We start from the raw sequence: 14,137 nt of genomic DNA, 5'->3' as shown, positions 1-14,137 counted from the left end.
GCTAGAGGCGTACTGTCACGGATTATAAAGCGTAAAAAGCGAACTATAACACGAACATAAATAAATTAAAATATATAAATGTTCGTAAAAAATATTGATTTTTGATGTTCCCAGTAATACAATGTACAGTGTTGAAATTAATAAAGGAGTCTTATGATGAAACGTTACTTTAAGTTTGATGAATTAGGAACAAATTATAAAAGAGAAATTCTTGGTGGTTTAACGACATTCTTATCTATGGCATACATATTAGCGGTTAACCCATCAATGTTAAGTTTGGCAAGTGTTGAAAATGTACCTGATTCAATGAGAATGGACCAAGGTTCTGTGTTTGTTGCTACAGCTTTAGCAGCACTAGTTGGTTGTTTATTTATGGGTATCATTGCGAAATACCCGATAGCTTTAGCACCAGGTATGGGATTAAATGCGTTTTTCGCGTTTACAGTTGTGCTAACAATGGGTATTCCATGGCAAACTGGTTTAACAGGCGTGTTATTCTCAGGTGTTATATTTGCAATATTAACGATGAGTGGTTTACGAGAGGTTATTATCAATGCAATACCATTTGAATTAAAGATGGCTGTGTCTGCCGGTATAGGGTTGTTTATTACCTTTGTAGGTTTACAAGGGGCAGGTATTGTTAAAAAAGAAGATTCAACTTTAGTTACACTTGGAACTATGCATAACCCAGAAGTACTATTAGCAGTATTCGGTATTATCATTACAATTATATTAATGGCTAAAAAATTACCAGGAGCAATTTTCATCGGAATGGTCTTAACAGCTATTGCGGGATTAATTACAGGTTTAATTGCAATGCCAGATAGTATAGTAGGGAAAGTACCAAGTGTGTCACCAACATTTGGTGCAGCATTCGAAGCGTTTGGTGATTTATCTACTATATTTAATGTACAATTCTTAATTGTCGTTTTAACTTTCTTATTTATAGATTTCTTTGATACTGCAGGAACGTTAGTTGCGGTTGCAAACCAAGCTGGATTAATGAAAGATAATAAATTACCTAGAGCAGGTAAAGCATTATTCTCTGATTCATTAGCAACGATTGTAGGTGCAATATTTGGTACTTCAACTACAACAAGTTATATAGAATCTAGTGCAGGTGTTGCAGTTGGTGCACGTACAGGGTTCGCAAGCGTTGTAACAGGTATTTGTTTCTTAGCAGCATTATTATTCTCTCCATTAATGGCAGTTGTTACAAGTGCGGTTACAGCACCAGCGCTTGTTATAGTAGGAGTGTTGATGGTTAGTAACTTAGGTAAAATTGATTGGCAAAAATTTGAGATAGCAGTACCAGCTTTCTTAACAATGATTATGATGCCTTTAACATATTCAATTGCAACAGGTATCGCGTGTGGATTTATATTCTACCCAATTACAATGATCGTAGCAAAAAGACATAAAGAAATTCACCCAATTATGTACGGTTTATTCTTCGTCTTTGTCGCTTACTTTGTATTTGTACATGCATAATAAAAAAGCCACGAGACTTCATTTAATGAAGTCTCGTGGCTTTTTATTTATATATTAACTTTTATAAGTAGTCTTGTAATATTTAGATGGGATATATACTGGCGCAATTATAATCGTAAATAAGAAGATGATCATTAATACGACCATTACGATATGTAATAACCAGCCAATAATAGGAATGATTGCAACAAAGCTAGCGATTAGTCCGATTAATGGAATGATAAATATTACTTTAACAGAATTCTGGTTATCTATTAATAGGATGAGAGTCGTAATAAAGTATAACGTTCCATTAAGTACCAAAGCATTATAACCAGTTGAAAGAACGATTCCTCCACCTAGAAAAGGTATGGCTAATAATAACTCAGATACAACTAATATAATAGAAAGAACTAGCAAAACTGATTTAATTCCTCTTTTCATGATTTCACCACCTAGTTAAAATTGCTTGTTATATTATAACATTTAGATTACAAATTATCTATTTAAATTTTACCTATTGAAAAAGAACGCATAATCCGTTATAATACTTGGGTATGTGTTAGATGAAATTAGAAAAAAATATATGGTTATCTATTGATTAATAGAAATAAATCATGTATCATATCTAATGTTGGACTTTAAGAAGCGATGAAGCGAGAGGTTACTGACACACCCGGCCGCTTTGCCATGGCGGTGTGTAAGAGAGTTTTCGTGGAGAAGTCTATCACTATAAAGTAGACGAACAAGGAGGGAAAATTATGGCAAAACAAAAAATTCGTATCCGTTTAAAAGCGTATGATCACCGCATGATCGATCAATCAGCAGAGAAAATTGTTGAAACAGCTAAACGTTCAGGAGCTCAAGTGTCTGGTCCGATTCCATTACCAACTGAGAAATCAGTTTATACTGTAATCCGTGCCGTTCATAAGTACAAAGACTCACGTGAACAATTCGAACAACGTACGCATAAACGTTTAATCGACATTCTTAACCCTACACCAAAAACAGTTGATGCTCTTATGGGCTTAAACTTACCATCAGGTGTAGACATCGAAATCAAATTATAATTCATTAAAATAACAGGAGGTGCGACTTTCGATGACCAAAGGAATCTTAGGAAGAAAAATTGGAATGACACAAGTATTCGCAGAAAACGGTGAATTAATACCAGTTACTGTAGTAGAAGCTAGTCAAAACGTAGTATTACAAACTAAAACTGAAGAAGTGGACGGCTACAACGCTGTTCAAATCGGTTTTGAAGACAAACAAGCATATAAAAAAGATCGTAAATCTAACAAATATGCTACTAAAGCTGCTGAAGGCCATGCTAAAAAAGCAGGTACAGCACCTAAGCGCTTCACTCGTGAATTCAGAAACATTGATGTTTCAGCATACGAGGTAGGTCAAGAAGTCACTGTAGATACTTTCCAAGCAGGAGACATTATTGATGCAACAGGCGTTTCAAAAGGTAAAGGTTTCCAAGGCTCAATTAAACGTCACGGATTCTCTCGTGGACCAATGAGTCACGGTTCTCGTTACCACAGAGGCTCTGGTTCAATGGGTATGGCTTCAGATGCTTCTAAAGTATTTAAAGGTAAAGAATTACCAGGCCGTATGGGCGGAAACACAGTTACTATGCAAAACTTAGAAGTAGTTAAAGTTGATGCAGAAAATAACGTAATTTTAGTTAAAGGTAACGTGCCAGGTCCTAAAAAAGGTTTAGTAAAACTTACAACTTCAATTAAAAAAGGTAATAAATAATTATTTAGGTGAAAGGAGGAAACAACATTATGGCTAATATTGATGTATTAAAAGTAGATGGATCAAAATCAGGTTCTATCGAATTAAATGATAGTGTATTTGGTATCGAACCAAACCAACACGTATTATTCGAAGCAGTCAACTTACAACGTGCTTCATTACGCCAAGGTACTCACGCAGTTAAAAATCGTTCAGCAGTTCGTGGTGGTGGACGTAAACCTTGGAAACAAAAAGGTACAGGTCGTGCTCGTCAAGGTACAATCCGTGCGCCACAATGGCGTGGTGGTGGTATCGTATTCGGTCCTACACCAAGAAGTTATTCTTACAAAATGCCTAAGAAAATGCGTCGTTTAGCATTACGTTCTGCATTATCTTCAAAAGTAAGTGGTAACGAATTAACAGTTTTAGAAGCATTCAACTTTGATGCACCTAAAACAAAAGAATTCAAAAATGTAATGAGCAACTTAGAACTTTCTAAGAAAGTTTTATTCATCGTTGATACTGTAGACAGCAACGTTGAATTATCAGCTCGTAACATTCCAGGTGTTAAAGTTATCGACGCTCAAAGCTTAAACGTATTAGATATCTTAGATTCTAGTAAAGTCGTAATAACTAAAGCAGCAGTGGATAAAGTAGAGGAGGTGCTCGCATAATGGAAGCAAGAGATGTTATTAAGCGCCCCGTAATCACAGAAAAATCTTCATCAGATATGGCTTTAGATAAATACACATTTGATGTAGATACACGTGCAAACAAAACACAAGTAAAAATCGCAATCGAAGAAATTTTCGACGTGAAAGTTGATACAGTAAATATCATGAACGTTAAAGCAAAAGCTAAACGTGTTGGTCGTTACAATGGTTTCACTAACAAACGTCGTAAAGCAATCGTAACTCTAAAAGAAGGTTCTTCAATAGACCTATTTAACTAAAAACAATTACCATTAAGGAGGTAAAACGACAATGGCTCTTAAAAAGTATAAGCCAATTACAAATGGTCGTCGTAATATGACATCTTCAGACTTCGCTGAAATTACATCAACGACTCCTGAAAAGTCTTTATTACAACCGCTTCCGAGAAAAGCGGGACGTAACAACCAAGGTAAATTGACAGTTCGTCACAGAGGTGGCGGTCATAAACGTCAATACCGTGTAATTGATTTCAAACGTAACAAAGATGGAATTCCTGCTAAAGTAGCAACTATCGAGTATGATCCAAACCGTTCAGCTAATATCGCATTATTAGTATACGCAGATGGTGAAAAAAGATATATCATTGCTCCTAAAGGATTAAAAGTAGGACAAGAAGTATTCAATGGTCCAGATGCAGATATCAAAGTAGGTAATGCATTAGCATTAACTGATATCCCAGTTGGTACTACAATTCACAACATCGAATTAAAACCAGGTAAAGGTGGACAATTAGTCCGTTCAGCTGGTACAAGTGCTCAAGTACTTGGTAAAGAAGGTAAATACGTACTAGTTCGTCTTAAATCAGGTGAAGTTCGTATGATCTTATCTACTTGTCGTGCAACAATCGGTCAAGTTGGTAATGAACAACACGAATTAATCACAATTGGTAAAGCTGGTCGTTCTAGATGGATGGGTAAACGTCCTACAGTTCGTGGTTCTGTAATGAACCCTAACGATCACCCACATGGTGGTGGTGAAGGTCGTACACCAATCGGTCTTAAATCACCAATGTCTCCATGGGGCAAACCAACACTTGGTAAGAAAACTCGTAAACAAAACCAACGTTCATCTAAATTTATCGTTCGTGGTCGTAAGAAAAAATAATAATACCTTATTTACGTGTGCGGCTTAGATGCCGCGCGCATTAAATAAGAAGGGAGGCGCCATAATGGCTCGTAGTCTTAAAAAAGGACCTTTCGTTGATGATCATTTAATGAAAAAAGTTGAAGCTCAAAACGAAGGTGAAAAAAAATCAGTTATTAAAACATGGTCTCGTCGTTCAACAGTATTTCCTAACTTCATCGGACATACAATAGCAGTATATGATGGTCGTAAACATGTGCCAGTTTTCATTACTGAAGATATGGTTGGACATAAATTAGGAGAGTTTGCACCTACACGTACTTATAAAGGTCATGCTGCAGACGACAAAAAGACTAAACGCTAATTTCTAAAAAGAGGAGGAAGTCACAATGGAAGCAAAAGCGGTTGCTAGAACAATAAGAATCGCACCTCGTAAAGTGAGATTAGTTTTAGATCTTATTAGAGGTAAAGAAGTGGCAGAAGCAATTGCCATCTTAAAATTAACAAACAAAGCAACATCACCTGTTGTTGAAAAATTATTAATGTCAGCATTAGCAAATGCAGAACATAACTATGATTTAAATCCTGACACATTAGTAGTAAAAGAAGCTTACGCTAATGAAGGACCTACATTGAAACGTTTCCGTCCACGTGCACAAGGTCGTGCAAGTGCGATTAACAAACGTACTAGCCATATTACAATCGTAGTTGGCGAAAAAGAAGCTAAAGAAGTTAAAGAAGCATAATTAACTAAATCATTAAGGAGGGAATATAGTGGGTCAAAAAATTAATCCAATCGGACTTCGTGTCGGTGTAATTCGTGACTGGGAAGCAAAGTGGTATGCAGGTAAAGACTTCGCAACACTTTTACATGAAGACTTAAAAGTTCGTAAATATATCGCAGAAGCATTAAAAGAAGCTTCAGTTTCAAGTGTTGAAATTGAACGTGCAGCAAATCGTATCAATATCGCTATCCACACTGGTAAACCAGGTATGGTTATTGGTAAAGGCGGTTCAGAAATTGAAAAATTACGTAACAAATTAAACGCATTGACTAACAAAAAAGTACACATCAACGTTATCGAAATCAAAAAAGTTGATTTAGATGCAACATTGGTAGCAAATAATATTGCTCGTCAATTAGAAAACCGTGTATCTTTCCGTCGTGCTCAAAAACAAGCTATCCAACGCGCAATGAAATTGGGAGCTAAAGGTATCAAAACTCAAGTATCTGGTCGTTTAGGTGGCGCAGATATCGCTCGTGCAGAACAATATTCAGAAGGAACTGTTCCACTTCATACATTACGTGCAGACATTGATTTCGCACATGAAGAAGCCGACACTACTTACGGTAAATTAGGTGTTAAAGTATGGATCTACCGTGGAGAAGTTCTTCCTACAAAGAAGTCTAGTGAAGGAGGAAAATAATAATGTTATTACCAAAGCGTGTTAAATTCCGTCGTCAACATCGTCCAAAAACAACTGGTCGTTCAAAAGGCGGAAATGAAGTAACATTTGGTGAGTACGGTTTACAAGCTCAAACAGCAGCTTGGATTACTTCTCGTCAAATCGAATCAGCTCGTATCGCAATGACACGTTACATGAAACGTGGCGGAAAAGTATGGATCAAAATATTCCCACATACACCTTATACTAAAAAACCTTTAGAAGTACGTATGGGTTCAGGTAAAGGTGCAGTTGAAGGATGGGTAGCAGTAGTTAAACCAGGACGTATCTTGTTCGAAGTTGCAGGTGTTCAAGAAGAAGTTGCACGTGAAGCATTACGTCTTGCAGCACACAAACTTCCAGTTAAATCTAAGTTTGTAAAACGTGAAGAATTGGGTGGTGACACAAATGAAAGCTAAGGATATCAGAAATTTAACCACTACTGAAATTGAAAAAGAAATCAAAGAAGCTAAAGAGCAATTATTCAACTTACGCTTTCAGTTAGCAACTGGTCAACTTGAAGAGACTGCTAACATTCGAAAAGTTAAAAAGACGATTGCACGTCTAAAAACAATCGTTCGCGAAAGAGAAATCGAAGAAGAGAAAGCAGCAGATAATAAATAATCAAGTAGAGGAGGTTCATTACTGTGAGTGAAAGAAATGACCGCAAAGTTTACGTTGGTAAAGTAGTTTCAGATAAAATGGATAAAACTATTACAGTAGTTGTTGAAACATACAAAACTCATAAATTATATGGTAAACGCGTAAAATATTCAAAAAAATATAAAACGCATGATGAAAACAATTCAGCAAAAATGGGCGATATCGTTAAGATTGCAGAAACACGTCCTTTATCATCAACTAAGCGTTTTCGTCTAGTTGAAATCGTTGAAGAATCAGTAATTATTTAATAGAAGTATAAAGATAAGGGAGGTCAAACAAAGATGATCCAACAAGAAACACGTTTAAAAGTAGCAGACAACTCTGGTGCTCGTGAAGTATTAACAATCAAAGTTTTAGGCGGATCTGGTCGTAAGACAGCTAACATTGGTGATGTAATCGTCGTTACTGTTAAAAATGCTACACCAGGTGGCGTTGTTAAAAAAGGTGAAGTTGTTAAAGCTGTTGTTGTACGTACTAAATCAGGTGTACGTCGTGAAGATGGCTCTTACATCAAATTTGACGAAAATGCATGTGTAATCATCCGTGATGACAAAGGTCCACGTGGTACACGTATATTCGGTCCTGTAGCGCGTGAATTACGTGAAGGTAACTTCATGAAAATCGTTTCTCTAGCGCCAGAGGTACTTTAATCTATAATGATAAAAAACAAAATTCCTAAGGAGGTGCCTACACATGCACGTACGTAAAGGTGACAACGTAATCGTTATCTCAGGTAAAGATAAAGGTAAAACTGGTAAAGTTTTAGAAGCATTACCTAAGAAAGAACGCGTAGTTGTAGAAGGTGTAAACATCATTAAAAAACACCAAAAACCAACTCAGTTCAATCCAGAAGGTGGTATCTTAGAAACAGAAGGTACTATCCACGTATCAAACGTTCAATTACTTGATCCTAAGACAAACGAACCAACTCGTGTTGGATTCAAAGTAGTAGATGGTAAAAAAGTTCGTATCGCTAAAAAATCTGGCGAAGAAATCAAATCATCAAATGAATAATTATTAAGTGAAAGGAGGATCCACTTTGACACGTTTAAAAGAAAAGTTTAATAATGAAATTTCTGCTGAGTTAGTTAAGAAATTTAACTATAGTTCAGTTATGGAAGTACCAAAAATCGAAAAAATAGTTGTAAACATGGGTATCGGTGATGCAGTTCAAAACTCTAAAGTTTTAGACTCTGCAGTTGAAGAACTTCAAGCAATCACTGGTCAAAAACCATTAGTAACTAAAGCTAAAAAATCTATTGCGACTTTCCGTCTTCGTGAAGGTATGCCAATCGGTGCAAAAGTTACATTACGTGGAGAAAGAATGTATGAATTCTTTGATAAATTAATCTCAGTTTCATTACCACGTGTACGTGACTTCCGTGGTATCTCTAAAAAAGCATTCGACGGTCGTGGAAATTACACTTTAGGTGTTAAGGAACAATTAATTTTCCCTGAAATCGACTATGATAAAGTAAGTAAAGTACGAGGAATGGATATCGTTATCGTTACAACTGCTAACACTGACGAGGAAGCTCGTGAATTGTTAACACAATTCGGTATGCCATTTCAAAAGTAATCTCTAATTATAAAGGAGGCTAATTAAGTGGCTAAAAAATCAATGATCGCTAAACAACAACGTAAACAAAAATTCGGAGTTCGTGAATACACTCGTTGTGAACGTTGTGGACGTCCACACTCAGTATATCGTAAATTCAAACTTTGCCGTATTTGTTTCCGTGAACTAGCATACAAAGGCCAAATCCCTGGCGTACGTAAAGCTAGCTGGTAAACTCAAAAGAATGAAAGGAGGAAACACAAATGACAATGTCAGATCCAATTGCAGATATGTTAACTCGCGTGCGTAACGCAAACATGGTACGTCACGAAAAATTAGAGTTACCTGCATCAAACATTAAAAAAGAAATCGCTGAAATCCTTAAAAAAGAAGGATTCGTAAAAAGCGTAGAATATATCGAAGATGATAAGCAAGGTGTTATCCGTATGTTCCTTAAATATGGTCAAAACAACGAGCGCGTTATCACAGGATTAAAACGTATTTCTAAACCAGGTTTACGTGTTTATGCTAAAGCTGATGAACTTCCAAAAGTTCTTAACGGTTTAGGTATTGCACTTGTTTCTACATCTGAAGGTGTTTTAACTGATAAAGATGCTAGACAACGTGGAATCGGTGGAGAAGTATTAGCTTATATCTGGTAATTATAAAATTATAAGGAGGTGCCCACATAATGAGCCGTGTTGGTAAGAAAATTATTGAGATCCCTTCAGACGTTACTGTTACTATCGAAGGTAACACAGTAACAGTTAAAGGATCTAAAGGTGAATTAACTAGTACTTTTAATGAAGAAATGACATATAAACAAGAGGACAACAGCTTAGAAGTTGTACGTCCATCTGACTCTAAAGAACATAAAACAATCCATGGTACAACTCGTGCTTTAATCGCTAACATGATTGAAGGTGTATCTAAAGGTTTCGAGAAAAACTTAGAACTTATTGGTGTTGGTTACCGTGCCCAAATGCAAGGTAAAAATATCATCTTAAACGTTGGTTATTCTCACCCTGTAGAAATCGTTGCTGAAGATGGAATCACATTATCAGTAGAGAAAAACACTAAAGTTAAAGTAGAAGGTATTTCAAAAGAACGTGTTGGTGCAATTGCATCTTATATCCGTTCAATCCGTCCACCAGAACCTTACAAAGGTAAAGGTATTCGTTACGAAGGCGAATATGTTCGTCGTAAAGAAGGTAAAACTGGTAAGTAATCATTAAGATAAGAAAGGAGCACTAACATGATCGCTAAAATCGACAAAAATAAAGTTCGTTTGAAAAGACATGCCCGCGTACGTGCTAAATTAGCTGGAACTAGCGAAAAGCCACGTTTAAACGTATATCGTTCAAACAAACATATTTATGCTCAAGTAATTGATGACTTAAACGGTGTAACAATCGCTCAAGCATCAACTGTAGATAAAGAATTTAACCTAGAGCAATCAGGTAATGTAGAAGCAGCTGCTAAAGTAGGCGAAATCGTTGCAAAACGTGCCGCTGAAAAAGGCGTTGACGCTGTAGTATTTGATCGTGGAGGATATTTATACCACGGACGTATCAAAGCATTAGCTGATGCAGCTCGTGAAAACGGACTTCAATTTTAATTTAAAGGAGGGACACTCATGCGTCGTAAAGAACAAGAAGTTAAAGAATTTGAAGAGCGCGTAGTTACGATTAACCGTGTAGCTAAAGTAGTTAAAGGTGGTCGTCGTTTCCGTTTTACAGCTTTAGTAGTTGTTGGAGATAAAAATGGTCGCGTAGGTTTCGGTACTGGTAAAGCTCAAGAGGTACCTGAAGCAATTAAAAAAGCAGTAGAAGATGCTAAGAAAGACTTAGTAACAGTTCCACGTGTTGAAGGAACAACTCCTCACCAAGTTATTGGACGTTTTGGTGCAGGTCGTGTTTTAATTAAACCAGCAGCACCTGGTACAGGTGTTATTGCAGGTGGACCAGTTCGTGCCGTTTTAGAACTTGCTGGTATCACTGATATCTTAAGTAAATCATTAGGTTCTAACACACCAATCAACATGGTTCGTGCTACAATCGAAGGACTTAAAGAACTTAAAAATGCCGAAGAAGTAGCTAGTCTACGCGGTAAATCAGTAGAAGAATTATTAAATTAAGGAGGGAACAAACACTATGGCTAAATTAGAAATCACCCTCACTCGTAGCGTTATTGGTCGTCCTGAAACTCAACGTAAGACAGTTCAAGCGCTAGGACTTAAAAAAACAAACTCAACTGTAGTAGTTGAAGATAATCCTGCGATTCGTGGGCAAATCGACAAAGTAAGTCACTTAGTAAAAGTTACTGAAAAATAAATTCATCTAAAGTATTAAGGAGGTGCCAAAATGAAATTACATGAGTTGAAACCAGTTAAAGGTGCTCGTAAAGAACGTAACCGTGTTGGTCGTGGTATGGCTACAGGTAACGGTAAAACAAGTGGTCGTGGTACTAAAGGTCAAAAAGCACGTTCAGGTGGCGGTGTTCGTTTAGGTTTCGAAGGTGGTCAATTACCATTATTCCGTCGTTTACCAAAACGTGGATTCACTAACATCAACCGTAAAGAATATGCAATTGTTAATCTTGATCAATTAAATCGTTTCGAAGAAGGAACTGAAGTTACACCAGCATTATTAGTAGAATCAGGTGTTGTTAAATCTGAAAAATCTGGCGTTAAAGTTTTAGGAAACGGTTCATTAGAAAAGAAATTAACAATAAAAGCTCATAAATTCTCAGCTTCAGCTATTGAAGCAATCGAAGGTAAGGGCGGAACGCATGAGGTGATCTAATGTTTGAAACGATCGTTAGTTTTTTGAAGACTAAAGATATTCGTAACAAGATATTATTCACACTAGCAATGCTCGTTATATTTAAAGTTGGAACATATATTCCAGCTCCTGGTGTTAATCCAGATGCTTTTAATCAAAATAAAGGTTCGCAAGGTATTACCGATTTGTTTAACACATTCGGTGGAGGTGCCTTGCAGAACTTCTCAATTTTAGCTATGGGTATTATGCCTTACATTACTGCTTCAATCGTAATGCAATTATTACAAATGGATGTTGTACCTAAGTTTACAGAGTGGTCTAAACAAGGTGAAGTTGGTCGTAAAAAGATTAATCAATTTACACGTTACTTCACAATTGTATTAGCCTTTGTTCAAGGCTTAGGTATGTCATATTCATTTAATAATATGCTCGGTGGTAATTTAATTCAAAATACTTCAGTCTTAAATTATGTGTTAATAGCACTTGTTTTAACTGCAGGAACAGCTTTCTTAATGTGGTTAGGTGAACAGATAACACAATTTGGTGTTGGTAATGGTATATCTATTATTATCTTCGCTGGTATATTATCTTCTATGCCAAACTCATTAATTCAGTTTTACCAACAAAGTTTTGTTGGCGCAGATGATACTACTATGGCTTGGTTAAAAGCGATTGGTTTATTCGTAGGTATGATTTTACTTACTGTTGGTGCAGTTTATGTACTTCAAGCAATTCGTAAAATTCCTATTCAATATGCTAAACGTCAAACTCAAGGCGCAGGTGGTTCTTTATCTGCAAACGCAACATATTTACCTTTAAAAGTTAATGCAGCAGGTGTAATTCCGGTAATCTTTGCGATGGCATTCTTTATGCTTCCGAAGACTTTAACATTATTCTTCCCTGATCAAGAATGGGCGCAAACAGTTACAAATTACGCAGATCCTTCTCATAATATTGGTATGATTGTATATGTTATTTTAATTATAGCTTTCGCATACTTTTATGCATTTGTTCAGGTTAATCCTGAAAAGATGGCAGAAAACTTACAAAAACAAGGTAGTTATGTACCAGGTATTAGACCTGGAGATCAAACTAAAAAATACATCACTAAAGTGCTTTATCGTTTAACGTTTGTGGGATCAATTTTCTTAGCTTTAATTTCTATTATTCCGATTTTAGCAATTAAGTTAATGAATTTACCTCAAGCAATACAAGTTGGTGGTACTAGCTTACTAATCGTTATCGGTGTTGCAATTGAAACAATGAAAACTTTAGAAGCTCAACTCAATCAACGTGAATATAGAGGCTTTAGAAGACGATAAGCAAGTAGGAGGGTTTTTATGAACATCATTTTAATGGGTTTACCTGGTGCAGGTAAAGGTACTCAAGCGAGTGAAATTGTTAAGAAATACCCTATTCCTCATATCTCAACTGGTGATATGTTCCGTAAAGCGATCAAAGAAGAGACTGACCTTGGTAAAGAGGCTAAATCTTATATGGATCGCGGGGAACTTGTACCAGATGAAGTGACTATAGGTATCGTTAGAGAAAGACTAGCTGAAGAAGATGCGAAAAAAGGATTTTTACTAGATGGTTTTCCTCGTACAGTTGAACAAGCTGATGCATTAAATGAAATTTTAAGTGACTTAAATCGTAAAGTAGATGCTGTTATTAACATCGAAGTTGCGGAAGAAGAACTTATGAATCGTTTAACTGGCAGAAGAATTTGTGAAGTATGTGGAACAACTTATCATTTAGTATTTAATCCACCAAAAGTTGAAGGTGTTTGTGATCTTGACGGTGGTAAATTATATCAACGTGAAGACGATAACCCTGAAACAGTAGCAAATCGTTTAAGTGTTAATGTTAAACAAACTAAACCACTTTTAGATTTCTATGAAAATCAAGGTGTCCTTAAAAACATCGATGGTTCTAGACAAATTGATAATGTTACTGAAGATGTTATTCAAATTCTTGAATCATTATAGTAATGACGCTTTCACCCCGAATTCGCCTAGCTTTAGGTGATTCTTGAACGCGTGAATGCGTTCAATTTTAAGAATCAAGATAGTATTTAGGTTTTTGGAATACAATCGGAGTGATTACAAGAAGCGATAAGTATTTGAAGTGTTGTCGAATGCAAATCTTAAGTATTAAATCATCCCAATTTTATAAACCTGTGCTTATTCTATGTGATTTAATCACCTAAAGTATGTCTCTAATTTTGGACCAGGTTTTAAAACATGAAATACGTTTGTATTTCACGAGAATGAATAGAAAAAGGGGGAAATGATCATGGCTAAACAAGATGTAATCGAATTAGAAGGTACAGTATTAGATACTTTACCAAACGCTATGTTTAAAGTAGAATTAGAAAATGGACATGAAATTTTAGCACACGTTAGTGGTAAAATCCGTATGAACTATATTAGAATTCTACCTGGCGACAAAGTAACAGTTGAAATGTCTCCGTATGACCTAACACGCGGAAGAATCACTTATCGTTATAAATAATCGTCACTCCAAATACAAGGAGGTATACAAAGATGAAAGTAAGACCATCAGTAAAACCAATTTGCGAAAAATGTAAAGTTATTCGTCGTAAAGGTAAAGTAATGGTGATTTGTGAAAATCCAAAACACAAACAAAAACAAGGCTAATAAAAGAGAGGTGTAAAT

27 protein-coding genes are annotated in these 14,137 nt (G+C 36.0%); 26 read left to right on the top strand and 1 reads right to left on the bottom strand.

Going from position 1 to position 14,137, the window contains the following annotated elements:
* The first annotated feature begins 156 nt into the window (after positions 1-156).
* Entirely contained in the window at positions 157-1,491 is a 1,335-nt protein-coding gene (locus CD035_RS08010; protein WP_025906798.1) for an NCS2 family permease, read from the top strand.
* Between the two features lie 54 nt (positions 1,492-1,545).
* Here CD035_RS08010 and CD035_RS08005 read toward each other — a convergent pair whose 3' ends face one another.
* Positions 1,546-1,914, bottom strand: a complete 369-nt coding sequence (locus tag CD035_RS08005; RefSeq protein ID WP_048541070.1) for a hypothetical protein — start codon at positions 1,912-1,914, stop codon at positions 1,546-1,548.
* Between the two features lie 317 nt (positions 1,915-2,231).
* Between CD035_RS08005 and rpsJ the strand changes: the two genes are divergently transcribed.
* From rpsJ to rpmJ, 25 genes are all read left to right on the top strand, one after another.
* Positions 2,232-2,540: a 30S ribosomal protein S10 gene (gene rpsJ, locus CD035_RS08000; RefSeq protein ID WP_016998799.1), complete on the top strand. Its 309-nt coding sequence runs from the start codon at positions 2,232-2,234 to the stop codon at positions 2,538-2,540.
* Between the two features lie 31 nt (positions 2,541-2,571).
* On the top strand, positions 2,572-3,234 hold the full coding sequence (gene rplC / locus CD035_RS07995) for a 50S ribosomal protein L3 (protein WP_025906796.1): 663 nt from the start codon (positions 2,572-2,574) through the stop codon (positions 3,232-3,234).
* Between the two features lie 29 nt (positions 3,235-3,263).
* Positions 3,264-3,887 carry a 50S ribosomal protein L4 gene (gene rplD, locus CD035_RS07990; RefSeq protein ID WP_025906795.1) on the top strand — a complete coding sequence of 208 codons (624 nt, stop codon included), beginning with the start codon at positions 3,264-3,266 and terminating at the stop codon, positions 3,885-3,887.
* Complete coding sequence (rplW, locus tag CD035_RS07985) at positions 3,887-4,165, top strand: 50S ribosomal protein L23 (protein WP_025906794.1); 279 nt, start codon at positions 3,887-3,889, stop codon at positions 4,163-4,165. The genes rplD and rplW overlap by 1 nt, the downstream gene beginning before the upstream one ends.
* A gap of 31 nt (positions 4,166-4,196) precedes the next feature.
* Positions 4,197-5,030, top strand: a complete 834-nt coding sequence (gene rplB, locus CD035_RS07980; protein WP_025906793.1) for a 50S ribosomal protein L2 — start codon at positions 4,197-4,199, stop codon at positions 5,028-5,030.
* Between the two features lie 64 nt (positions 5,031-5,094).
* Positions 5,095-5,373 (top strand): 30S ribosomal protein S19, encoded by a 279-nt coding sequence (rpsS, locus tag CD035_RS07975; RefSeq protein ID WP_025906792.1) that lies wholly within the window; start codon positions 5,095-5,097, stop codon positions 5,371-5,373.
* A gap of 25 nt (positions 5,374-5,398) precedes the next feature.
* Positions 5,399-5,755 carry a 50S ribosomal protein L22 gene (gene rplV, locus CD035_RS07970; RefSeq protein ID WP_025906791.1) on the top strand — a complete coding sequence of 119 codons (357 nt, stop codon included), beginning with the start codon at positions 5,399-5,401 and terminating at the stop codon, positions 5,753-5,755.
* 28 nt (positions 5,756-5,783) lie between these two features.
* The gene (rpsC, locus tag CD035_RS07965; protein ID WP_025906790.1) at positions 5,784-6,437 is read left to right on the top strand and encodes a 30S ribosomal protein S3; all 654 of its coding nucleotides are present in this window, start codon (positions 5,784-5,786) and stop codon (positions 6,435-6,437) included.
* Between the two features lie 2 nt (positions 6,438-6,439).
* A complete protein-coding gene (gene rplP / locus CD035_RS07960) occupies positions 6,440-6,874 on the top strand; it encodes a 50S ribosomal protein L16 (RefSeq protein WP_016998807.1) in 435 nt (144 codons plus the stop codon).
* Positions 6,864-7,079 (top strand): 50S ribosomal protein L29, encoded by a 216-nt coding sequence (gene rpmC, locus CD035_RS07955; RefSeq protein WP_016998808.1) that lies wholly within the window; start codon positions 6,864-6,866, stop codon positions 7,077-7,079. Before rplP ends, rpmC begins: the two co-directional genes overlap by 11 nt.
* A 23-nt stretch (positions 7,080-7,102) precedes the next feature.
* Positions 7,103-7,366, top strand: coding sequence for a 30S ribosomal protein S17 (rpsQ, locus tag CD035_RS07950; RefSeq protein ID WP_016911101.1), 264 nt, complete (start codon positions 7,103-7,105; stop codon positions 7,364-7,366).
* A gap of 33 nt (positions 7,367-7,399) precedes the next feature.
* A complete protein-coding gene (gene rplN / locus CD035_RS07945) occupies positions 7,400-7,768 on the top strand; it encodes a 50S ribosomal protein L14 (protein ID WP_016911102.1) in 369 nt (122 codons plus the stop codon).
* 43 nt (positions 7,769-7,811) lie between these two features.
* Positions 7,812-8,132: a 50S ribosomal protein L24 gene (rplX, locus tag CD035_RS07940; protein ID WP_048541067.1), complete on the top strand. Its 321-nt coding sequence runs from the start codon at positions 7,812-7,814 to the stop codon at positions 8,130-8,132.
* Between the two features lie 25 nt (positions 8,133-8,157).
* Positions 8,158-8,697 carry a 50S ribosomal protein L5 gene (rplE, locus tag CD035_RS07935; protein ID WP_025906788.1) on the top strand — a complete coding sequence of 180 codons (540 nt, stop codon included), beginning with the start codon at positions 8,158-8,160 and terminating at the stop codon, positions 8,695-8,697.
* Positions 8,698-8,724: 27 nt separating this feature from the next.
* Positions 8,725-8,910 (top strand): type Z 30S ribosomal protein S14, encoded by a 186-nt coding sequence (locus CD035_RS07930; RefSeq protein WP_016998812.1) that lies wholly within the window; start codon positions 8,725-8,727, stop codon positions 8,908-8,910.
* A gap of 29 nt (positions 8,911-8,939) precedes the next feature.
* Entirely contained in the window at positions 8,940-9,338 is a 399-nt protein-coding gene (gene rpsH, locus CD035_RS07925) for a 30S ribosomal protein S8 (RefSeq protein ID WP_025906787.1), read from the top strand.
* 29 nt (positions 9,339-9,367) lie between these two features.
* Entirely contained in the window at positions 9,368-9,904 is a 537-nt protein-coding gene (gene rplF / locus CD035_RS07920) for a 50S ribosomal protein L6 (RefSeq protein ID WP_025906786.1), read from the top strand.
* A 27-nt stretch (positions 9,905-9,931) separates the two neighbouring features.
* Positions 9,932-10,294, top strand: coding sequence for a 50S ribosomal protein L18 (gene rplR, locus CD035_RS07915; protein ID WP_037589017.1), 363 nt, complete (start codon positions 9,932-9,934; stop codon positions 10,292-10,294).
* Between the two features lie 18 nt (positions 10,295-10,312).
* Positions 10,313-10,813: a 30S ribosomal protein S5 gene (gene rpsE, locus CD035_RS07910; RefSeq protein ID WP_025906784.1), complete on the top strand. Its 501-nt coding sequence runs from the start codon at positions 10,313-10,315 to the stop codon at positions 10,811-10,813.
* Between the two features lie 16 nt (positions 10,814-10,829).
* Entirely contained in the window at positions 10,830-11,009 is a 180-nt protein-coding gene (gene rpmD / locus CD035_RS07905) for a 50S ribosomal protein L30 (RefSeq protein ID WP_025906783.1), read from the top strand.
* A 30-nt stretch (positions 11,010-11,039) separates the two neighbouring features.
* Entirely contained in the window at positions 11,040-11,480 is a 441-nt protein-coding gene (rplO, locus tag CD035_RS07900) for a 50S ribosomal protein L15 (protein ID WP_025906782.1), read from the top strand.
* Positions 11,480-12,781: a preprotein translocase subunit SecY gene (secY, locus tag CD035_RS07895; RefSeq protein ID WP_048541066.1), complete on the top strand. Its 1,302-nt coding sequence runs from the start codon at positions 11,480-11,482 to the stop codon at positions 12,779-12,781. The genes rplO and secY overlap by 1 nt, the downstream gene beginning before the upstream one ends.
* Before the next feature lie 18 nt (positions 12,782-12,799).
* Positions 12,800-13,447 (top strand): adenylate kinase, encoded by a 648-nt coding sequence (locus CD035_RS07890; protein WP_048541064.1) that lies wholly within the window; start codon positions 12,800-12,802, stop codon positions 13,445-13,447.
* 307 nt (positions 13,448-13,754) lie between these two features.
* A complete protein-coding gene (gene infA, locus CD035_RS07885; protein ID WP_001118443.1) occupies positions 13,755-13,973 on the top strand; it encodes a translation initiation factor IF-1 in 219 nt (72 codons plus the stop codon).
* 32 nt (positions 13,974-14,005) lie between these two features.
* A complete protein-coding gene (gene rpmJ, locus CD035_RS07880) occupies positions 14,006-14,119 on the top strand; it encodes a 50S ribosomal protein L36 (protein ID WP_003156543.1) in 114 nt (37 codons plus the stop codon).
* The last annotated feature ends 18 nt before the right edge of the window (positions 14,120-14,137 follow it).

Source organism: Mammaliicoccus sciuri (assembly GCF_002901825.1).
In the GTDB taxonomy this organism is placed as follows: Bacteria; Bacillota; Bacilli; order Staphylococcales; family Staphylococcaceae; genus Mammaliicoccus; species Mammaliicoccus sciuri.
Note: the sequence above shows the minus strand (reverse complement) of the source record. Positions and strands in the feature narration are given on the sequence as shown.